This is a genomic window from Kitasatospora sp. NPDC056273 (assembly GCF_042268845.1).
In the GTDB taxonomy this organism is placed as follows: domain Bacteria; phylum Actinomycetota; class Actinomycetes; order Streptomycetales; family Streptomycetaceae; genus Kitasatospora.
In genome coordinates this window covers 36,519-52,186 of the sequence record NZ_JBHJSJ010000015.1, presented here as the reverse complement: position 1 = coordinate 52,186, position 15,668 = coordinate 36,519, and the positions used below count along the sequence as shown (strand labels likewise).

13 protein-coding genes are annotated in these 15,668 nt (G+C 73.6%); 7 read left to right on the top strand and 6 right to left on the bottom strand.

Translation table 11 applies throughout. From position 1 onward, the window contains the following. Window positions 1-47 precede the first annotated feature (47 nt). Window positions 48-545 carry a phosphoribosyltransferase gene (locus ACFCY1_RS16080; protein ID WP_049651192.1) on the top strand — a complete coding sequence of 166 codons (498 nt, stop codon included), beginning with the start codon at window positions 48-50 and terminating at the stop codon, window positions 543-545. Window positions 546-852: 307 nt separating this feature from the next. On the opposite strand, the gene ACFCY1_RS16075 is transcribed toward ACFCY1_RS16080, so the two are convergent. Together ACFCY1_RS16075 and ACFCY1_RS16070 are read right to left on the bottom strand one after the other, a co-directional pair. Beyond that, entirely contained in the window at window positions 853-1,401 is a 549-nt protein-coding gene (locus tag ACFCY1_RS16075) for a hypothetical protein (protein ID WP_375874948.1), read from the bottom strand. 156 nt (window positions 1,402-1,557) lie between these two features. Continuing rightward, the gene (locus ACFCY1_RS16070; protein ID WP_375874947.1) at window positions 1,558-2,151 is read right to left on the bottom strand and encodes a TetR/AcrR family transcriptional regulator; all 594 of its coding nucleotides are present in this window, start codon (window positions 2,149-2,151) and stop codon (window positions 1,558-1,560) included. A 124-nt stretch (window positions 2,152-2,275) separates the two neighbouring features. On the opposite strand from ACFCY1_RS16070, the gene ACFCY1_RS16065 reads away from it, so the two are divergent. From ACFCY1_RS16065 to ACFCY1_RS16055, 3 genes are all read left to right on the top strand, one after another. Next, window positions 2,276-3,385, top strand: coding sequence for an FAD-dependent oxidoreductase (locus ACFCY1_RS16065; RefSeq protein ID WP_375874946.1), 1,110 nt, complete (start codon window positions 2,276-2,278; stop codon window positions 3,383-3,385). Between the two features lie 284 nt (window positions 3,386-3,669). Then, window positions 3,670-5,250, top strand: coding sequence for an alpha/beta fold hydrolase (locus ACFCY1_RS16060; RefSeq protein ID WP_375874945.1), 1,581 nt, complete (start codon window positions 3,670-3,672; stop codon window positions 5,248-5,250). 69 nt (window positions 5,251-5,319) lie between these two features. Continuing rightward, window positions 5,320-5,958, top strand: coding sequence for a hypothetical protein (locus tag ACFCY1_RS16055; protein WP_375874944.1), 639 nt, complete (start codon window positions 5,320-5,322; stop codon window positions 5,956-5,958). Window positions 5,959-6,007: 49 nt separating this feature from the next. Here ACFCY1_RS16055 and ACFCY1_RS16050 read toward each other — a convergent pair whose 3' ends face one another. After that, window positions 6,008-6,910, bottom strand: a complete 903-nt coding sequence (locus tag ACFCY1_RS16050) for a helix-turn-helix domain-containing protein (RefSeq protein WP_375874943.1) — start codon at window positions 6,908-6,910, stop codon at window positions 6,008-6,010. Window positions 6,911-7,027: 117 nt separating this feature from the next. On the opposite strand from ACFCY1_RS16050, the gene ACFCY1_RS16045 reads away from it, so the two are divergent. After that, window positions 7,028-8,092, top strand: a complete 1,065-nt coding sequence (locus ACFCY1_RS16045; RefSeq protein ID WP_375874942.1) for an aldo/keto reductase — start codon at window positions 7,028-7,030, stop codon at window positions 8,090-8,092. A 1,037-nt stretch (window positions 8,093-9,129) separates the two neighbouring features. After that, entirely contained in the window at window positions 9,130-10,278 is a 1,149-nt protein-coding gene (locus ACFCY1_RS16040; RefSeq protein ID WP_375874941.1) for a protein-L-isoaspartate(D-aspartate) O-methyltransferase, read from the top strand. A 314-nt stretch (window positions 10,279-10,592) separates the two neighbouring features. Here the strand turns inward: ACFCY1_RS16040 and secD are convergent, their stop codons facing one another. Together secD and ACFCY1_RS16030 are read right to left on the bottom strand one after the other, a co-directional pair. After that, window positions 10,593-12,926 carry a protein translocase subunit SecD gene (secD, locus tag ACFCY1_RS16035; protein WP_375874940.1) on the bottom strand — a complete coding sequence of 778 codons (2,334 nt, stop codon included), beginning with the start codon at window positions 12,924-12,926 and terminating at the stop codon, window positions 10,593-10,595. A 177-nt stretch (window positions 12,927-13,103) separates the two neighbouring features. Then, complete coding sequence (locus tag ACFCY1_RS16030) at window positions 13,104-13,538, bottom strand: hypothetical protein (protein WP_375874939.1); 435 nt, start codon at window positions 13,536-13,538, stop codon at window positions 13,104-13,106. Between the two features lie 520 nt (window positions 13,539-14,058). On the opposite strand from ACFCY1_RS16030, the gene ACFCY1_RS16025 reads away from it, so the two are divergent. After that, the gene (locus ACFCY1_RS16025) at window positions 14,059-14,847 is read left to right on the top strand and encodes a TIGR04222 domain-containing membrane protein (protein ID WP_375874938.1); all 789 of its coding nucleotides are present in this window, start codon (window positions 14,059-14,061) and stop codon (window positions 14,845-14,847) included. A 246-nt stretch (window positions 14,848-15,093) separates the two neighbouring features. Here the strand turns inward: ACFCY1_RS16025 and ACFCY1_RS16020 are convergent, their stop codons facing one another. Beyond that, complete coding sequence (locus ACFCY1_RS16020; protein ID WP_375874937.1) at window positions 15,094-15,666, bottom strand: hypothetical protein; 573 nt, start codon at window positions 15,664-15,666, stop codon at window positions 15,094-15,096. Window positions 15,667-15,668 lie beyond the last annotated feature (2 nt).

Sequence of the window (15,668 nt, the reverse complement as noted above, 5' to 3'; positions counted from 1 at the left end):
CGTGCCGGAACTCGCGGCCCGGCCGACGGCCAAGGACACTGATCGTCGTGACTGATGTGCGTGAGACCCTGGATTACCAGACCTTCGGGCGGGCGGTGCGCGAACTCGCGCAGACGATCGCCGACGACGGCTACGAGCCCGACCTCGTCCTGAGCATCGCCCGCGGCGGGGTGTTCGTGGCGGGCGGTCTGGCGTACGCGCTGGACTGCAAGAACATCCACCTGGTGAACGTCGAGTTCTACACGGGCGTGGGCACCACCCTCGAGATGCCCGTCATGCTGGCGCCCGTTCCCGCCGCGATCGACTTCACCGACAAGAAGGTCCTGATCACCGACGACGTCGCCGACACGGGCAAGACCCTGCGGCTCGTGCACGACTTCTGCCTCGACCACGTCGCCGAGGTCCGGTCCGCCGTCATCTACGAGAAGTCGCACTCCCTGGTGAAGTGCGAGTACGTGTGGAAGCGGACCGACGACTGGATCGAGTTCCCGTGGTCGACGGAAGGACCGGTCGTCAAGCGCGAAGGCCAGGTCCTCGACGCCTGACCGGAGGCCTGACCGGAAGCGGTCCGCGCCGCACGCCGGGACACCCCCAGGGCGGACTCCCGCGGAGCAGAAAAAATCGGAAGGGTTGGGACCTGTCACCCCTTCGGGGGGTGGAGCTGGCGCGCGCGGGCAGCGGTGCGGCAGCATCGGGGGCGGGAGCCCGGTCCTGGCAGGACCGGGGGTGGTTGAGGAGCGGGTGCCCGTCGTGGTGACGCGGGCACCCGCTTGGCGGTGTCCTCGCTGATACCGGTGCTCGCAGCCGGCACCGGTGCTCGCACAGCCCGCCCGATGCGTGACGACCGACGACCTACACCTCGTCGTCCCGGTCGCCGTCCTGCGGCGTCTCGCCGAACCGCTCCTGCGCCTCCGCCGGCCCGCAGCCGAAGGCGCGGCCGATGTACTCCCAGGTCATCAGGTTGCGGTGGGCCCTGCGGCCGGCCAGCAGCGCGGTCGAAGCGGCGGCGCGCTGGAACCGGCCGGCCGCACGGGCGGCGGCGTACGGCCTGCTCTCCGTCAGGTCGCAGATCCGGTCGACCAGCGCCGCGATCAGGTCCTCGACCTCGCGCGGCACCACACCCTCGGTCAGGTCGACGTGCGACTCCCAGTCCGCGAACGGCCCGGTGTCCTTGCCCACCGCCTCGGTCGCCGAGTCGTCGCCGAAGTCCAACCGGTGCACCTGCTCGCCCCGCCAGCCGCAGCTGCAACCACCGCGCACCGCGGTGGCCCGGGGACCGTCCGCACCGTTGTAGAGCCACCAGGTGGTGCGCCCGTCCGGCAGCGGCTCCGGCTCGCTGCCGTCCGCCAACACCGCCGCCGGGAAACCCCGGTGGCGTTTGCTCTCGTCAACCCATGGCATGCCGTGTCCCTCGCGTCCCTGGAGTACAGCACCAGGGTTCTCAGCCCGTGGCGCAGTGTCAAGGCTTCGCGACAATCGGTGCGATCCGCGGATCACGGGGGCCGCGGCCGGGAGCACGCGGCGCCTGCGCGCGCATCGGGGCTCTCGCGGATCGGGTCAGCTGCTCGGATGGGAGGCCGCCCAGCCGTGTTCGAGCAGGGCGAAGGCCTCGTCGGCGGCCCGGCGCGGTTCGGGGTGCTGCAGGATCAGGCTGCGGGCCGCCAGGGCGAACCGGGCCAGGGCGACGCAGCTGACGTCGTCGTCGGGCGCGTCCACGGCCTGCGCGATGGCCCGCGCCAGGGCCGTTTCGTGGCGGGTCCACATCCGTTGGGAGTAGTCGCGCAGCGCGGGGGTGTCCTGCACCAGGCGGGTGAAGTCGGCGAACCGCGGGTCGGCGGTGTGAATGGCGAACCGGGTCTGGTTCAGCAGCAGGTGCTCGCGCAGCGCCTGTGGGACCGACCGGCCCGGGGGCCGCTCGCGCACGGCCGCGACGAGGGCCGCCTCCAGGTCGACGTCCTGGTCGAAGACCAGCGCCTCCTTGCTGGTGAAGTGCTTGAACAGGGTGGTCACCGAGACGTCCGCGGCGTCGGCGACGTCCTTGACACCGACCTGGTCGTAGCCGTGTTCGAGGAAGAGTTCGAGTGCGGCGTCGGCCAGGGACTGGCGGGTCTGGGCCTTCTTGCGCTCGCGGCGCCCAATCGCTTCGGTCACCCGACCACCATAGCCCGAAGTGCATCCACTCTGAAAGTGTAGTCATTGCACTTATTTAGCGGGTGTGCTTTCTTGGTGGTGTCGGGCCGCCCGGCGACCCGCCCACCACCGGAAGGACGCACCCATGCCCACTGCCCGTGCCCCCCGCATCGCGATCGTCGGCGCCGGCCCCGGCGGCCTGACCTGCGCCCGGATCCTGCAGCAACACGGCCGCGCCGTCACGGTGTTCGAACGTGAAGCCGACGCCGACGCCCGCCCGCAGGGCGGCTCCCTCGACCTGCACGCCGACACCGGCCAGGCCGCCCTGCGGTCGGCAGGCCTGCTCGACCGGTTCCATGCCCTCGCCCGCCCCGAGGGCGACGAGTGGCGGGTGCTCGACCATGCCACCGGCGCCCTCCTCGCGCAGCGGGGGCCGACCGCGGGCGGGGGCCGGCCGGAGATCGACCGCGGCCAACTGCGCGGCCTGCTGCTGGACTCGCTCGCCCCGGACACGGTGCGGTGGGACCGTGCCGCCGCCGGGGTCACCCCGCTGACGGGCGGCACATGCCGGCTGCTCCTGGGCGACGGTACGTCCGAGGAGTTCGACCTGGTGGTCGGTGCCGACGGCGCCTGGTCACGGGTCCGCCCGGCGCTGTCACCCGTCGTACCCCACTACACCGGTGTCACCTTCGTCGAGACCGGCTTCGACCAGTGCGACACCCGCCACCCCGAACTCGCCCGACTGGTCGGCAACGGATCGCTGCTGGCGAAGGGCGTCGGCCGGACCCTGGTCGCCCAGCGCAACAGCAACGGTCACATCCGCGGCTACCTCGCGCTGCGCGAGCCGCAGGACTGGCACACGGCCGCCGGACTCGACCTCGGCGACCAACGGGCCGTGCGGGAGCACCTGTCGGAGCTGTTCGACGGCTGGGACGACAGCCTGCTGCGGATCCTGCGCGACAGCGACCACGGCTTCGTCAACCGGCCCCTGCACGTGCTGCCCGCCCCGCACGCCTGGACGCACGTGCCCGGAGTGACGCTGCTCGGCGATGCCGCACACCTGATGCCCCCGGTCGGACTGGGCGCCAACCTCGCCATGCTCGACGGCGCCGACCTCGCCCACGCCCTCGTCACCGAATCCAGCGTCGGCGCCGCCGTCCGCGCCTACGAGCGCGTCATGCTGCCCCGCTCGATCAAGGCGGCGACGGGAAGTGCCCAGGGCCTCGACCACCTCGTTCCCGCGACGGCCCGCTGAGTCGACTCCACCACCGCTCGACGATGCCGAAGGCGCCGAAGTCGTCCAGGGGATCGACTCCGACGGCCCCCTCGACGCGTTCCGGTACCGCGCCCGCCCTGAGGAAGGTACGGGCGGGTGGTACGCCGGTCGTATACCGATGGCCCGCCGTGGTGCGTCTGACGTACCGCCAGTTCGTGTCGCAGGGCGATGCCTTCGGAGCAGGTGCGTTGAGAGGCTCGACCGGCACGGCCCGGACGTCCTCCGGGCCGGACGCGTCCGTCACCCCCCTGGGAGAGAGCAGCATGACCATCACCGGCACCACCGTCCGGCGCGCCTCGGCGGCGGGGCTCGTCCTCGCCACGGGCCTCACCACCTGCCTGGCCGTCGCACCCGCCGCCCTCGCCGCGACGCCGGCCGTCGCCGTCGACGCGGCCCCTGCCGCCGGACTCGGCCGCTACTACCAGCAGCCCCTGGACTGGCACGGCTGCGCTCGGGGCGGGGACGACCGGACGGGCAGCGCCCTCGACGCCGCCGGCGCGCGCTGCGCGGACGTGACCGTACCCCTCGACTACGGCGACCCCGGCGGCAGGACCATCACCGTCGCCGTGTCCCGCCTGAAGGCCACCGACACCCGCCACCGGATCGGCTCCCTCCTGGTCAACCCCGGAGGCCCGGGCGGCCCAGGCCTCGGCATCGGGCTCACCGTGCGCCCCGTGATGAAGGAAACCGGCGCCCGCTACGACGTGATCGGCATGGACCCGCGCTTCACCGGCCGCAGCACCCCCCTGGACTGCGGCCTGCCCTCCGGACCCGGCCTGCTGTCGGCCGGCCCCGGCCGGGCCGGCTTCGACCGCCAGACCGCCCGGGCCAGAGACGTCGCGGATCGCTGCCGGGCCACCAACGCCGACGTCCTGCCGCACGTCACGACACGCAACACCGCCCGGGACATCGACGTCGTGCGCGGCGCGCTCGGCGAACGGCGGATCTCCTACCTGGGCTACTCCTACGGCACCTACCTGGGCACGGCCTACACCCAGATGTTCCCCACCCGCTACGACCGGGTGGTCCTCGACAGCGCCCTGGACCCCGACCGCTACAACCCCCGCCTCATGAAGGGAACCGAGGCCGAGAACGAGAAGGCGTACGACGACTGGGCCGACTGGACCGCCGCCCGCGACAGCACCTACGGCCTCGGCCGCACCCGGGAGGAGGTACGCGCCACCCTCGACGGCGTCATCGCCGCCTCCTCCCGCGAACCGCTCACCGTGGGGACCGCCCCCGACGCCTTCCGCCTCGACGACAGCCAGGTCCCCGCCCTGCTCTTCACGGGGATGGCCGACGACACCGACCCGGCGCGCGCCTCCCTGGCCGAGCAGATGTCCCTGCTCGCCCGGGCCGCCCAGGGCCACCCCTCCACCCTGCCGCCCGCCTTCGCCGACCTCCTGCGCTCCGTGTTCACCCCCGCCGGCTCCAGCACCGGCAGCGCCCAGACCGCCATCCTGTGCGGAGACGCACCCGCCCCGCACGACCCCGAGACGTACTGGAACGACATCGAACGCGCCCGCGCCGCCCACCCGCTGTTCGCCCCACTGACCGAGAACATCACCCCCTGCGCCTTCTGGGACCGCCCCCGCGAAGCCCCCGTCCAGGTCCGCCACGACACCCCGGCCCTGATCGTCGCCTCCACCGGCGACCCCCGTGTCCCCTACACCCGAAGCAGTGCCCTGCACGACCGCCTCCCCAGCTCCCGCCTGCTCACCCTCGCGGGCGCCAACCAGCACGCCAACTACGGCGTCCACGGCAGCTCCTGCGTCGACACCACCGTCAACGCCTATCTCGCCACCGGGCACCTCCCCGCCCGCGACCGCACCTGCACCGCGTAGGCCTACTCAGGGGCCCTTGAGTACGTCCGCTCATGCGTTCCGACCAGCTGTTTCCCTACCGTGACCCGCATGGACACGAACGCGGCTCCCGCCTGCCCCCGGCCCTCCGACACCCCGCGCTGGGCCACCGTCCTCGGGGCAGCGCTGGCGGTCCTCACCGCCCTGGTCGTCCTGGGAGCCATGGCGCTGGCCAAGTTCGAGGACTCCCTGACCCAGCACGGGTACGTCAAAGGCCCCGGAACCGTCGTCGAGCCCCTGCGGGCCGGCGGGACCGCCCGCTACGACGACGGCCTGGGGATCACCGTGGGCCCTCCCCGCCGGGAACCCGACGGCAGCTACAGCTTCACGATCACCTACGACAACGGCACGGGTGAGGAGTTGCGCCCCGGTGGGACGTCCCCCGACACCGGCGTCGGCACGACCGGTGGCTCCGCCGCCGTCGTGGTCCGGGCGGGGAAGGCCATCGACTCCGGCCCGCTGTCCACCCCTTCCGCCTTCGGCTCCGCTCCCGCCCCTGCTGCGAGCATGACCTTCCTGGACCAGGCCACGACCGTCACCGCCCTCACACCGCCCCTCGGCACGGAGCAGAAGCGCACCGTGCCGGTGCGGGTGAAGCCCGACAAGGCGGGAGGCCCGGTCACGGTGGAGGTCGCCCCGAAGTCGCCCGGGTTCCGCGACACCGCGTACTGGCAGTTCGACCTCGGCTGACTCCACGTACAGGTGCCGCCTCTGCCGCTCCGTGGTGAGTGGCCGACGGTCAGGGCCGGTGCGAGGAGCCGGGCGCGTGCGAGAGCCCGTCAGGTCCCTGCCGCGGCCCGGCGGCAGCTACGCGCAGCCGGTCCAGGGCCGCCTGGCTCTCCGCGTCCGCCGCACGGTAGATCACCAGTAGTTGGTCCGGGTCCTGGAGCGGCCTGAGGGTCTCGAACTGCACGGTGAGCACGCCGGCCTCGGGGTGTCGCAGCGCCTTGTGGCCGCGGCCGTTGACCCGGACGTCCCGCTCGGCCCACAGGCGCGCGAACTCCTCGTCACCGGCGGTGAATTCGGCGATGAGGCCGCTCAGGGCCCGGTCTTCCGGGTGGGCGGCCCACGCGGCGCGCAGGTGGGCGATCCCCTCCCGCACCACGCGTTCGCGGTCGAGGTAGAACTCCCGCACCCGCGGATGCATGAGGCACAGCCACATCGCGTTGCGCTGCGGGGGCGGCAGGGCGTCGAAGTCCACCATCAGTCCCGCCATTTCGGCGTTCCAGGCCAGGATGTCGTAGCGGTGGTTCAGGAGCATGGCGGGCAGCGGTGCGAGGTCGGCGACCAGCCGGGCCAGCGGCGGCGCGGCGGCGGTGGCGGGCCGGTCGGCGCCGGGGGGCCGCCGCAGGGCCAGGTCGAAGAGGTAGGCGCGCTCGTCGGGGGCCAGGCGCAGTGCCCCGGCCAGGGCCTGGAGCACGTCGGGGGAGGGGCGCAGCCCGCGGGCCTGTTCCAGCCGGACGACGTAGTCGACGCTGACCCCGGCCAGTTCGGCGACCTCCTCACGGCGCAGCCCCGGGGTGCGGCGGTTCCGGAGGCGCGCCGGCAGGCCGACGTCCCGGGGATCCAGGCGTTCGCGCCGGCTGCGCAGGAACGCGGCCAGCTCCTGGGTCTGGGTCCTGTCCGGCGCGGAGGTCGTCATGACCGGCGCAACAGCCAGGGTAGGACAGATGTTCCCAGGAAGTCCCCTCCCTTATCCGTGCCCCGTCGCCGCCGCAGACTCGCTGTCGACGACGGATCACGAACACGGGAGGTCACCATGGCACTCACCCTCGACAGCTACCGGCTGCTGGGCCGTTCCGGACTGCGGGTCTCACCGCTCGCGCTGGGCACGGCCACGTTCGGCACCGAGTTCGGCTGGGGCGCGGAGAAGGCAGAGGCGCGCAGGCTGTTCGACGCCTACGTCGAGCGCGGCGGCAACTTCATCGACACTGCCAGCACGTACACCGACGGCAGTTCCGAGCGCCAGCTGGGCGAGTTCACCCGGGGCGGCCGCGAAGGCCTGGTGCTGGCGACGAAGTACACCACGCTGCGCCGGCCGGGCGACCCGAACTCCGCGGGGAGCCACCGCAAGAGCATGTTCGCCTCGGTGGAGTCCAGCCTCCGGCGGCTGGGCACGGACTACCTCGACCTGCTGTACCTGCACGTGTGGGACTTCACGACGCCGATCGAGGAGATCCTGCGCGCCATGGACGACCTGGTCCGGCAGGGCAAGGTCCTGTACGTGGCGGTCTCCAACGTCCCGGCCTGGGAGGTCTCGCGCATGCAGGCGGTCGCCGACCTGCGCGGCTGGTCCCCGCTGGTCGCCCTGCAGATCGAGTACAACCTCCTCAACCGGGCGGCGGAACGCGATCTCGTCCCGATGGCACGGGAGATGGGCCTGGGCGTGCTGCCGTACTCCCCGCTGGCGGGCGGCCTGCTCACCGGCACGTACGGCCGCGCCGACCTGACCGCGGCGGCCGCCGGCCCCGGGGAGGGCACCCGGAGGAGCTTCAACGCCGGACTGGGCATGGTCACCGAACGCGCCCTCGCCGTCGCCGAGGTCGTGAAGGAGGTCGCCGCCGAACTGGGCCGCACACCCGCGCAGGTCGCGCTCGCCTGGACGCTGCACCGGCCGGGCGTGACGGCGCCCGTCGTCGGCGCCCGCACGCTCACGCAGCTGGAGGACAACCTGGGCGCCCTGGAGGTCGAACTCAGCGCCGCCCAGTCGGACCGCCTCGACGAGGCCGGCCGCATCGAACTCGGCTACCCGCACGACCTGCTGGCCGGCCCCCACATCCGCCAGGTCACCCGGGGCGACCTGAAGATCGCCCCCCGCCCCTGAGACCCGACAGCGCCCCGAGACGCCACCCACCTGACTCCCCGAGCAGACCGCACAGGCCATCCTGGAAGCGGTACCGCACCGGACGATCAACACCCAAACCCCGTAGGGAAGTTAGAGAGGACATGGGCACCACCGAAACCAGTCTCACCCCGCTCCCGATCGTGGACGTCCACGTCGTCCTGCACCACCAGGACCCGGCGGCTCTGTGCTCGATTGTTCACCTCACTGAGACCCGTAGAGCTCCCACTGCCTCATGACCCCTGCGTAGAGGTAGGAGCACGCCTCTTCCTCCGAGTCGAAACTCGCTTCCTCCCAGTGCTCGCCCCGCTCATAGACGTCGATCGTCCATCGACCGTCACGGCCCTCGGTGAGGGTGGGGGCCGCCTCGTGTAGATGGTTGGACGTCGAGAGACCCCGCGTGCTGATCCCGTAAAAGCGGTCGCTCACACCTGCCTCGGTGAGGCGCGTCAGAAGTTGGTGACGATCCATCAGCAGGATTTTCCATTCTCGAAGACAAGGTATTCCGCGGCGCAGAGTACCTTGACGGGCTTTTCAAGGGAGAACTGAGTGACGCCTCCGGATTGTTCGAACCACGGTGCGGCCTTGGTTGCCGTAGGAATCCACTGCATGCGAATTCCAGCACTTCCCGACGAACTGCTCCCTCGCCAGGTTGTCGTATCGCTCCCACTCCTCGGCAAGGCGCCCGGCGTCGGCGTGGGTGGCGCCGCGCGCGCTCCCCGGCTGCTCCTGTGCGCTGTACCACCCGAAGCGTTGGCCCGCCCGGGATGGTCGGCCAGCCGTGCCTGTCCCGCGAGGAGGAGCGGTGGGACCGCCATTTACTTTGGGTGTTCGTTCACCTACGCTCTGCTCTGAAATTCTCGGAGCGTCGCACAGAAGGGGGAATCACCCGTGGGTGACGAGAACAAGGGCGGCCCGAACGACGGTAGGGGCGGCTCCCACGCCAAGCCCGGTGGCCCGCAGATCGGCCCCAAGCCGAATCCCGACGGACAGGGCCCGACTCCCGATCCGAAGCACAAGTGACGGCGATCGCCGACCTCCAGGGCCGGCTCGTCGACCGGTTGGAGGCCTCGGGTGCGCTGACCCCGGGCTGGCGTCAGGCCTTCCTCGACGTCGGGCGCCACCTGTTCCTCCCGGACGTCGTCTGGGCGAGCACCAGCGACGGCTACGAGCGCTGCGACCGGACGGAGAACCCCGGGAGGTGGCTGGAGCTCGCGTACTCCGACGTGGCGATCGTGACGCAGTGGGAGGACGACGCGGACGGCGGGCAGCGGGAGCCGACGTCGTCGGTCTCCATGCCGACGATGGTGGCCTCCATGCTGCGCGACCTGGACGTCCACGAGGGCCACACGGTCTGGGAGGGCGGGACCGGCCCGGGCTGGAACGCCGCACTGCTGGCCCGGCGCCAAGGCGCGGATGCCGTGGTGACCGTGGAACTGGACCGGGAGGTCGCCGCCCAGGCCGAGGCGAATCTCCGGGCCCTCGACGACGCCCCGACCGCGGTAGTGGGCGACGCCGCCGACGGGTACCCGCCACGGGCCCCGTACGACCGGGGGATCCTCACCTGCTCGGTACGGGAGGTCCCCGCGGCCGTGATCGGGCAGATCCGGCCGCAGGGAGTGCTGGTACTGCCCTTCGCGCCGCTCCTCGGCGGCGGGGCCGTCGCCCGCCTCACCGCCGCCGGCCGCACCGCCGAGGGGCCGTTCACGGGGTCCTCGGCGTTCATGCGCATGCGTCAACAGCGCTACCAGGGCCCGCCGGTCGACGACTACCTGCCCGGTGACTGGCCCGGCGACGCCGCGCAGGAGTACACGCCCCTCAGCCCGCTCGATGTCGTGGACGACTGGCTGGCGTCCTTCGTCGTGGGCCTGGCTGTGCCCGATGCGTACTACCGGCGCAGCGACGGCGACGGGATGACCACCCTGTGGCTGTTCGACACCGGCGTCACGTCCTGGGCCACGGTCGACTTCGTGGACGGCGCGGAACGGTACGAGGTCCGCCAGTCGGGTCCTCGCCGGATGTGGTCGGAGGTCGAGGACGTCGTCCGCTGGTGGGAGAAGCAGGGCCGCCCGGGCTTCGACCGGTTCGGGCTGACCGTGGACACGGACGGCGGGCACCGGGCGTGGCTGGACGAGCCGGCCAACCCGCTGCCGTCCGTACGGGGGTAAGGCTGAGCCCGGCCGGACAGCGGCTTCCCCCGCGGTCCGGCCGGCACGTCTCCCGGTGCCGGATCGGCCGGGAGACGAGACCTCCCGTGCTCCTCGGCGGCGCGCCGGACGATCCGGCGGGCCGCCGTCCCCCGCGTCCTGCGGCGCCCGAACGTCCCGCTGTACGGCGGTCGTTGACCAGCAGGTCGGCGTCTCATCGCGCGTCAGGACGGGCGCTCCGCCGTCCGATGGCGCTGACGTCCAGCACCAGCACCTGCTCGCCCGCTGGCCGGCCGACCGCGGAACGTACGGCCTCCCCGTCGAACCGGCGCCGCTCAGACCACCGCCCCGTTGTGGTCGCGCGCCCGCGCCGCGCCCGCCGCGTGAGGTGCCGGTGCCTCCTCGGCCTCCTGCGGCCGGTCCGGGAACCGTTCCTGGAGCAGGACGACCACCGGCATCGCGGTGAACACCGTCGACGCGGTGCCCAGCAGGACCCCGGCCAGCAGCGCCACCGAGAAGTCGGCGAGCGAGTCGCCGCCGAAGGCCGCCAGGGCCACCAGGACGAACAGCGCCCCCATGCCGGTGTTCACCGTCCGGGGGAGGGTCTGCGCCACGGCGCGGTCCGCGAGATCCGCCCAGCTCGCCTTCGTCCCGGTCCGGCGCAGCTCGCGCAGCCGGTCCAGGACCACCACCGTGTCGTTGACCGAGTACCCGACGATGGTGAGCAGCGCGGCGAGGAAGACGCTGTCCACCGGCTTGCCCAGCCAGGCGAAGAGGCCGAGGACGAGCAGCAGGTCCTGCGCCATCGCGATCACCGCTGCGGCCGCGAAGGCCCACCGGAAGCGGATCGTGAGGTAGAGCAGTTGGGCGGCGACCGCGAGCCCGAGCGCGGCCAGCGCGTAGCCGCGCAGCTCGCTGCCGAGGCTCGGCCCGATCAGCTCGTCGCGCTCCACGGACAGCTCGCCGGTGACGCCGGTGAGCGCCTCCCGGATGCGCTGCTGCTGGTCGTCGCCGGTCTCCTTGGTGCGGACGGACACCCCGGTGTCGCCGGTGGTCTGGACCACGGCCTGGGGGAACCCGGCGCCGACCACCGCCGCGCGGGCGGCGTCCGCGTCGACCCGCTGCGCGGCGGTGTACTGCGCCACCCGACCGCCGGTGAACTCGATGCCGAAGTCCAGGCCGCGCCCGCCGATCCCGGCCACGGCGAGCAGCAGCAGGCCGGCGCAGGCGCCCAGCCAGCGCCGCCGGTGGCGCATCAGCCGGGGCGGCCGCCGGGTCAGCCGGGTCCGGAGCCGGCCGACGGTGGCCATGCCGGTCAGGGCGGGCCGCCGGGCGACGGCGGGCCGGCGCACCGCCCACTCGGCGAGCAGCCGGGTGATCAGCATGGCCGAGAACATCGAGGCCAGCACGCCGATCGAGAGCGTCACCCCGAAGCCCTTGACCGGGCCGGTGGCGAACACGAAGAGCAGACCGGCGGCGAGCAGCGTCGTCACGTTGGAGTCGGCCACCGCGCTCCATGCCTTCGCGAACCCGACGCGCAGCGGGCGCCGAAGGTCCCGCTCCCTGCCGGGGCCGGCCGCCCGAGGAGCGGTGTACTCCTCCCTGGCCCGTTCGAAGACCAGCACGTTGGCGTCCACCGCCATGCCGATGGCGAGCACGAAGCCGGCCAGCCCGGGCAGGGTGAGCGTCGCGCCGAGCGCGACCACGGCGGCGTACGAGATCAGTCCGTAGAGGGCGAGGGCGACGGTGGCCAGCACACCGAGCAGGCGGTACACCGCGATGACGAAGGCCCCGGTGCAGAGCAGGCCGATGGCCGCGGCCAGGGCGCTGGCCCGAATCGCCTCGGCGCCGAGGGTGGGGCCGACGGTGCTCTGCTCGATCACCGTCACCGGTACGGGCAGGGCACCGCCCTTGACCAGGGCGGCGAGATCGCGGGCCTCGTCGGCCGAGAAGCCGCCGGTGATCTGGGTCGAACCACCGGTGATCCCCTGCCCGCAGGGCACGCTGTCCTGGACACCGGGGGCGGACAGGACGCGGTCGTCGAGCACGATGGCGACCCGGCGGGCGGGGTCGGCCGACGCGGCGCACGCGGCTTCCCCGGTGAGCCGGGCCCAGGCGTCGCCGGCCGAGCCGCGGAAGGAGAGGTCGATGCTCCAGCCGAGGCCCGTCCGGGTGTCGAGGACGGCCGAGGCGTCCTTGACGCCGTCGCCGGTCAGTACCGGCGGCCCCAGCCGCAGGTGGCCGCCGGGGAGGCCGGGGTCGGCGAGGACCCGGGAGCCGTCCGCCGCCGGGGGGCCGGCCGGGCCGTCGGCGGTCGCGGTGACGGCGTGGAAGGTGAGCTGGGCGGTGCGGCCGATGACCCCGGCGGCCTCGCGGGGGTCCTGGACGCCGGGGAGTTCGACGACGATGCGCCGCTCCCCGGCGCGGGCGAGCGAGGGTTCGGCGACCCCGAGACCGTCGACCCGGCGGCGCAGCACCTCCAGCGCCCGGTCGGTGGCGTCCGCGTCGGCGCGGACAGTGGGCGAGTCCTGGGTCTCCAGGACGATCCGGGTGCCGCCGCGCAGGTCGAGCCCGAGGCGGGGCGGGGTGGTCAGGGCGACGTAGAACGAGACGCCGACGACGGCGAGCGCGACGAGCGCGCGCCAGAACGCGGCACGGTGAATAGGCATGGGTACTCCACGGGCGGTCCGCGGGAGCCGGGCGTCCGCAGGGGGACGCCGCACCCGGGACGGGCGGACGCGAGGGGACGGCGCGCCGCCGGGAACGCTCCGGGCACGGTGGCCGGAGCCCTTCCGTCCGGGCCGCGGGCAGGCCGCGGCACCCGGGTCGGCGGGCGCGGTGGAACGTCAGCTGGACCGGGTGGAAGGGGGACCGCGGGTGTGGCGGGGGTCGTAGCGATCGGACGGCGGCGCCCGCTCCTGGCGCGGCCCCGGGGCGTACATCCCGGGCCGGGGCCGGGGGGCGTCCGTCCGGCCGGACGGGAGCGCGACCGGCGGCAGCGCGGGCAGCCGGACACCGGCCTCGGCGGCGGCCGTCTGCCGCTGGGCGACGTCGTGGCGGGGGCGGTCCGCAGCGCGCCGGACCTCCGCGCCCGCCGGGCCGAGCCGTACGACGGCGGGGGCCACCGGGGCGGCGACGGCGGGCGGCGTGCCGGGGGCCGGCTGCGCCGCGCCCGTCGCCGTGGCCGTCGTCGTGCCGAGGAGGACCTGGCAGACGGCCCAGGCCGTGAGGAACGCCCAGGACAGCGCGGCCGCCGCGGTCCGACGTACGCGTCGCTCCATTCCGGCCCCCTCCCCGCTCGTGCCGCCACCAGGCCCCGCCCGCAAGAAGCTCTCACTGTAGGCGACGACACCGTCGTGCGGGGACGTCAGGGCGGCGGAGCGGACCGGCCGAGGCCGGGGGCACGGTCCGGCGGGGACCTGCGCGGTGGCGTGAGGGCGCCCTCCCGAAGGACGGCGCCCTCGATCCGGCGCCCTTGACCCGGCGTCCGCGGATCGGTGCCGCTGGCCGAGGAAGTAGCCGATCTCCAGCGTGCACCCGCCGTACGATCGCTCGCTCCGCCTGCGCGGGGAGGCCCGAACCGAGGACGTCGACCCCTGGGACTTCCACGCGTCCGCCTCGCCCATGGACAGACGAAGGCCGTCGGCACGCTCGACGGGATCGCCGTCCGCGCTCTCATCGCGCTCCGGTGGCATGGCGGTCGGGCTGGTCGGCCGCTTGGCGTCGCCTTCCCGCTCTGTCATCCTGCGGGAACGGTGGCCGGGGGAGGGCCGTCGGGTGGTCCGTGCTTCAGGGGGTTTGATGGGATCGGTCGGTGTGGTGTGCGCGGTGGCCGCGCTCCTCGGGGCGGGGCTGCTGCGATGGCACCCGGCCCGGGGGAGGACTGACGGCCTGACAGCCGCGGCGATCGCGGGGGTCCGTGGGGGATCGAAGGCCGCACTGGTGGTGGTCGTCGTCGAACTGCACCTCGCGGGGGTGCTCGACACCGACCGACGCGGCCGCCTGCGGCGGGTGGTGCACGCCCACTCAGGGCAGGACGCGACTCCACTGCACCGGGCAGCGCGGACGGCGTTCGGCCGGGACCTGTCCTGGGCCGACGCCGTGACCACCCCACCCGTGCGGCGGGCCCGCGAGGAGACCCGCACCGACCTGGTCCGCCGCGGCCTGTGCTGCGGTCCGGCCCGGCTGGCCGCATCCAGCGTGCTGGCTGCGGCCACGTGCGCCACGGGCGCGTTCGCCACCGCCCGGGGCGCCTGGTGGACAGGACTGCCCATGACCGTACTCCCGCTGATGCTGCTCTGCGCTCCGGCCCGCACCCTCGCCGGACACAGGCTGCTGCGCGAGCTGCGCCGCCGGCACCCCCTGAACGGGGCGGCGGCATCAGGTGGCACACCATCGGAGCCTGACGGGGCAGGACTGCTGACCGCGCTGTACGGACGCCGGGCGCTGCGCCTGCTGCTGCCGGACTTCGCCGCGCGGGCCGCGCTCCTCGGCGGGCGCGGGGCCCGGGAGACCGTCGCCCGCACCGGCAGCGACTACGGCCCGTACGAGGGGTCCGGCGACGCCGCGATCTACGGCGGCGACCTCTGATCTCGGGTGACCCCGAATGCCGCTGCCGGTACAGGCGCCCGTCGGCGGACTGCGGCTCAGCACCGCTGCCGGGCCCTCCCGCCGCGGTGCGCGCCAGCGCGGACCTGTGGCCCGCCGGTCCGCACACCGCACCGACCACGACGCCCCATCAGCCCCGCCAGTGCGGAGGCTTTCCTGCGGCCTTCTCCGCACCGCATGTGGCTCATGCGGCCCGATCCTGTCAACAGCCGGTGGTGGCAGGTGTGTTCAGCAGGGGACGGCCTGGGCGCCGATGAGGCCCTGGCCGGTGGCGGCGGCTCTTTGCCAGACCGGTACGAGGTCGTCGAGCAGGGCGGCGGCGTCCTCTTCCGAGACTTCGTCCAGGATGTCGTACAGGCGCTGCTCCACGGTGCTGCGCTGGTCGGGTGTCAGGTCGAGTGCGGCCTGGACGGCGGGGAGCGTGGCGCGGACCTCCTGCGGGGTGAGGACGAAGTGGCCGAACCAGCCGGGCAGGGCGAGGAACCGCTCGGCTCGGAGCGCGTGGGCGAGGCCGACGGCGGGGTAGCCCTTGCGGCAGGAGGACTTCAGGAACGGTCCGGCCGCCTCGTGGGTGCCCCAGATCCCGAAGAGCACGTCGAGGTGGTCGTCGAGGAGGTAGGGGGCGGCCAGGTCGTGGAGCTCCGTCACGTCCGGTCGTCCCGGGCTTTCGTGGCGCCACCGCTCCAGCCCCTTGCGGCCTGCCGCCGCCTGGGCGTCGATCAGGGGCGTGAACACCGGGGCCACGTCGGCGACCACGTCGACGGGCACCGGCATCACGACCCAGTACCCCCTGAAGCTCATAC

Excerpts from the sequence above, each read along its gene's own strand:
- ACFCY1_RS16065 (WP_375874946.1), top strand. The coding sequence starts at position 2,276 with ATGCCCACTGCCCGTGCCCCCCGCATCGCGATCGTCGGCGCCGGCCCC.
- ACFCY1_RS16020 (WP_375874937.1), bottom strand. The coding sequence starts at position 15,666 with ATGAGCTTCAGGGGGTACTGGGTCGTGATGCCGGTGCCCGTCGACGTG.
- ACFCY1_RS16050 (WP_375874943.1), bottom strand. The coding sequence starts at position 6,910 with ATGACGACCTCCGCGCCGGACAGGACCCAGACCCAGGAGCTGGCCGCG.
- ACFCY1_RS16025 (WP_375874938.1), top strand. The coding sequence starts at position 14,059 with ATGGGATCGGTCGGTGTGGTGTGCGCGGTGGCCGCGCTCCTCGGGGCG.
- ACFCY1_RS16045 (WP_375874942.1), top strand. The coding sequence starts at position 7,028 with ATGGCACTCACCCTCGACAGCTACCGGCTGCTGGGCCGTTCCGGACTG.
- secD (WP_375874940.1), bottom strand. The coding sequence starts at position 12,926 with ATGCCTATTCACCGTGCCGCGTTCTGGCGCGCGCTCGTCGCGCTCGCC.
- ACFCY1_RS16060 (WP_375874945.1), top strand. The coding sequence starts at position 3,670 with ATGACCATCACCGGCACCACCGTCCGGCGCGCCTCGGCGGCGGGGCTC.
- ACFCY1_RS16075 (WP_375874948.1), bottom strand. The coding sequence starts at position 1,401 with ATGCCATGGGTTGACGAGAGCAAACGCCACCGGGGTTTCCCGGCGGCG.
- ACFCY1_RS16030 (WP_375874939.1), bottom strand. The coding sequence starts at position 13,538 with ATGGAGCGACGCGTACGTCGGACCGCGGCGGCCGCGCTGTCCTGGGCG.
- ACFCY1_RS16055 (WP_375874944.1), top strand. The coding sequence starts at position 5,320 with ATGGACACGAACGCGGCTCCCGCCTGCCCCCGGCCCTCCGACACCCCG.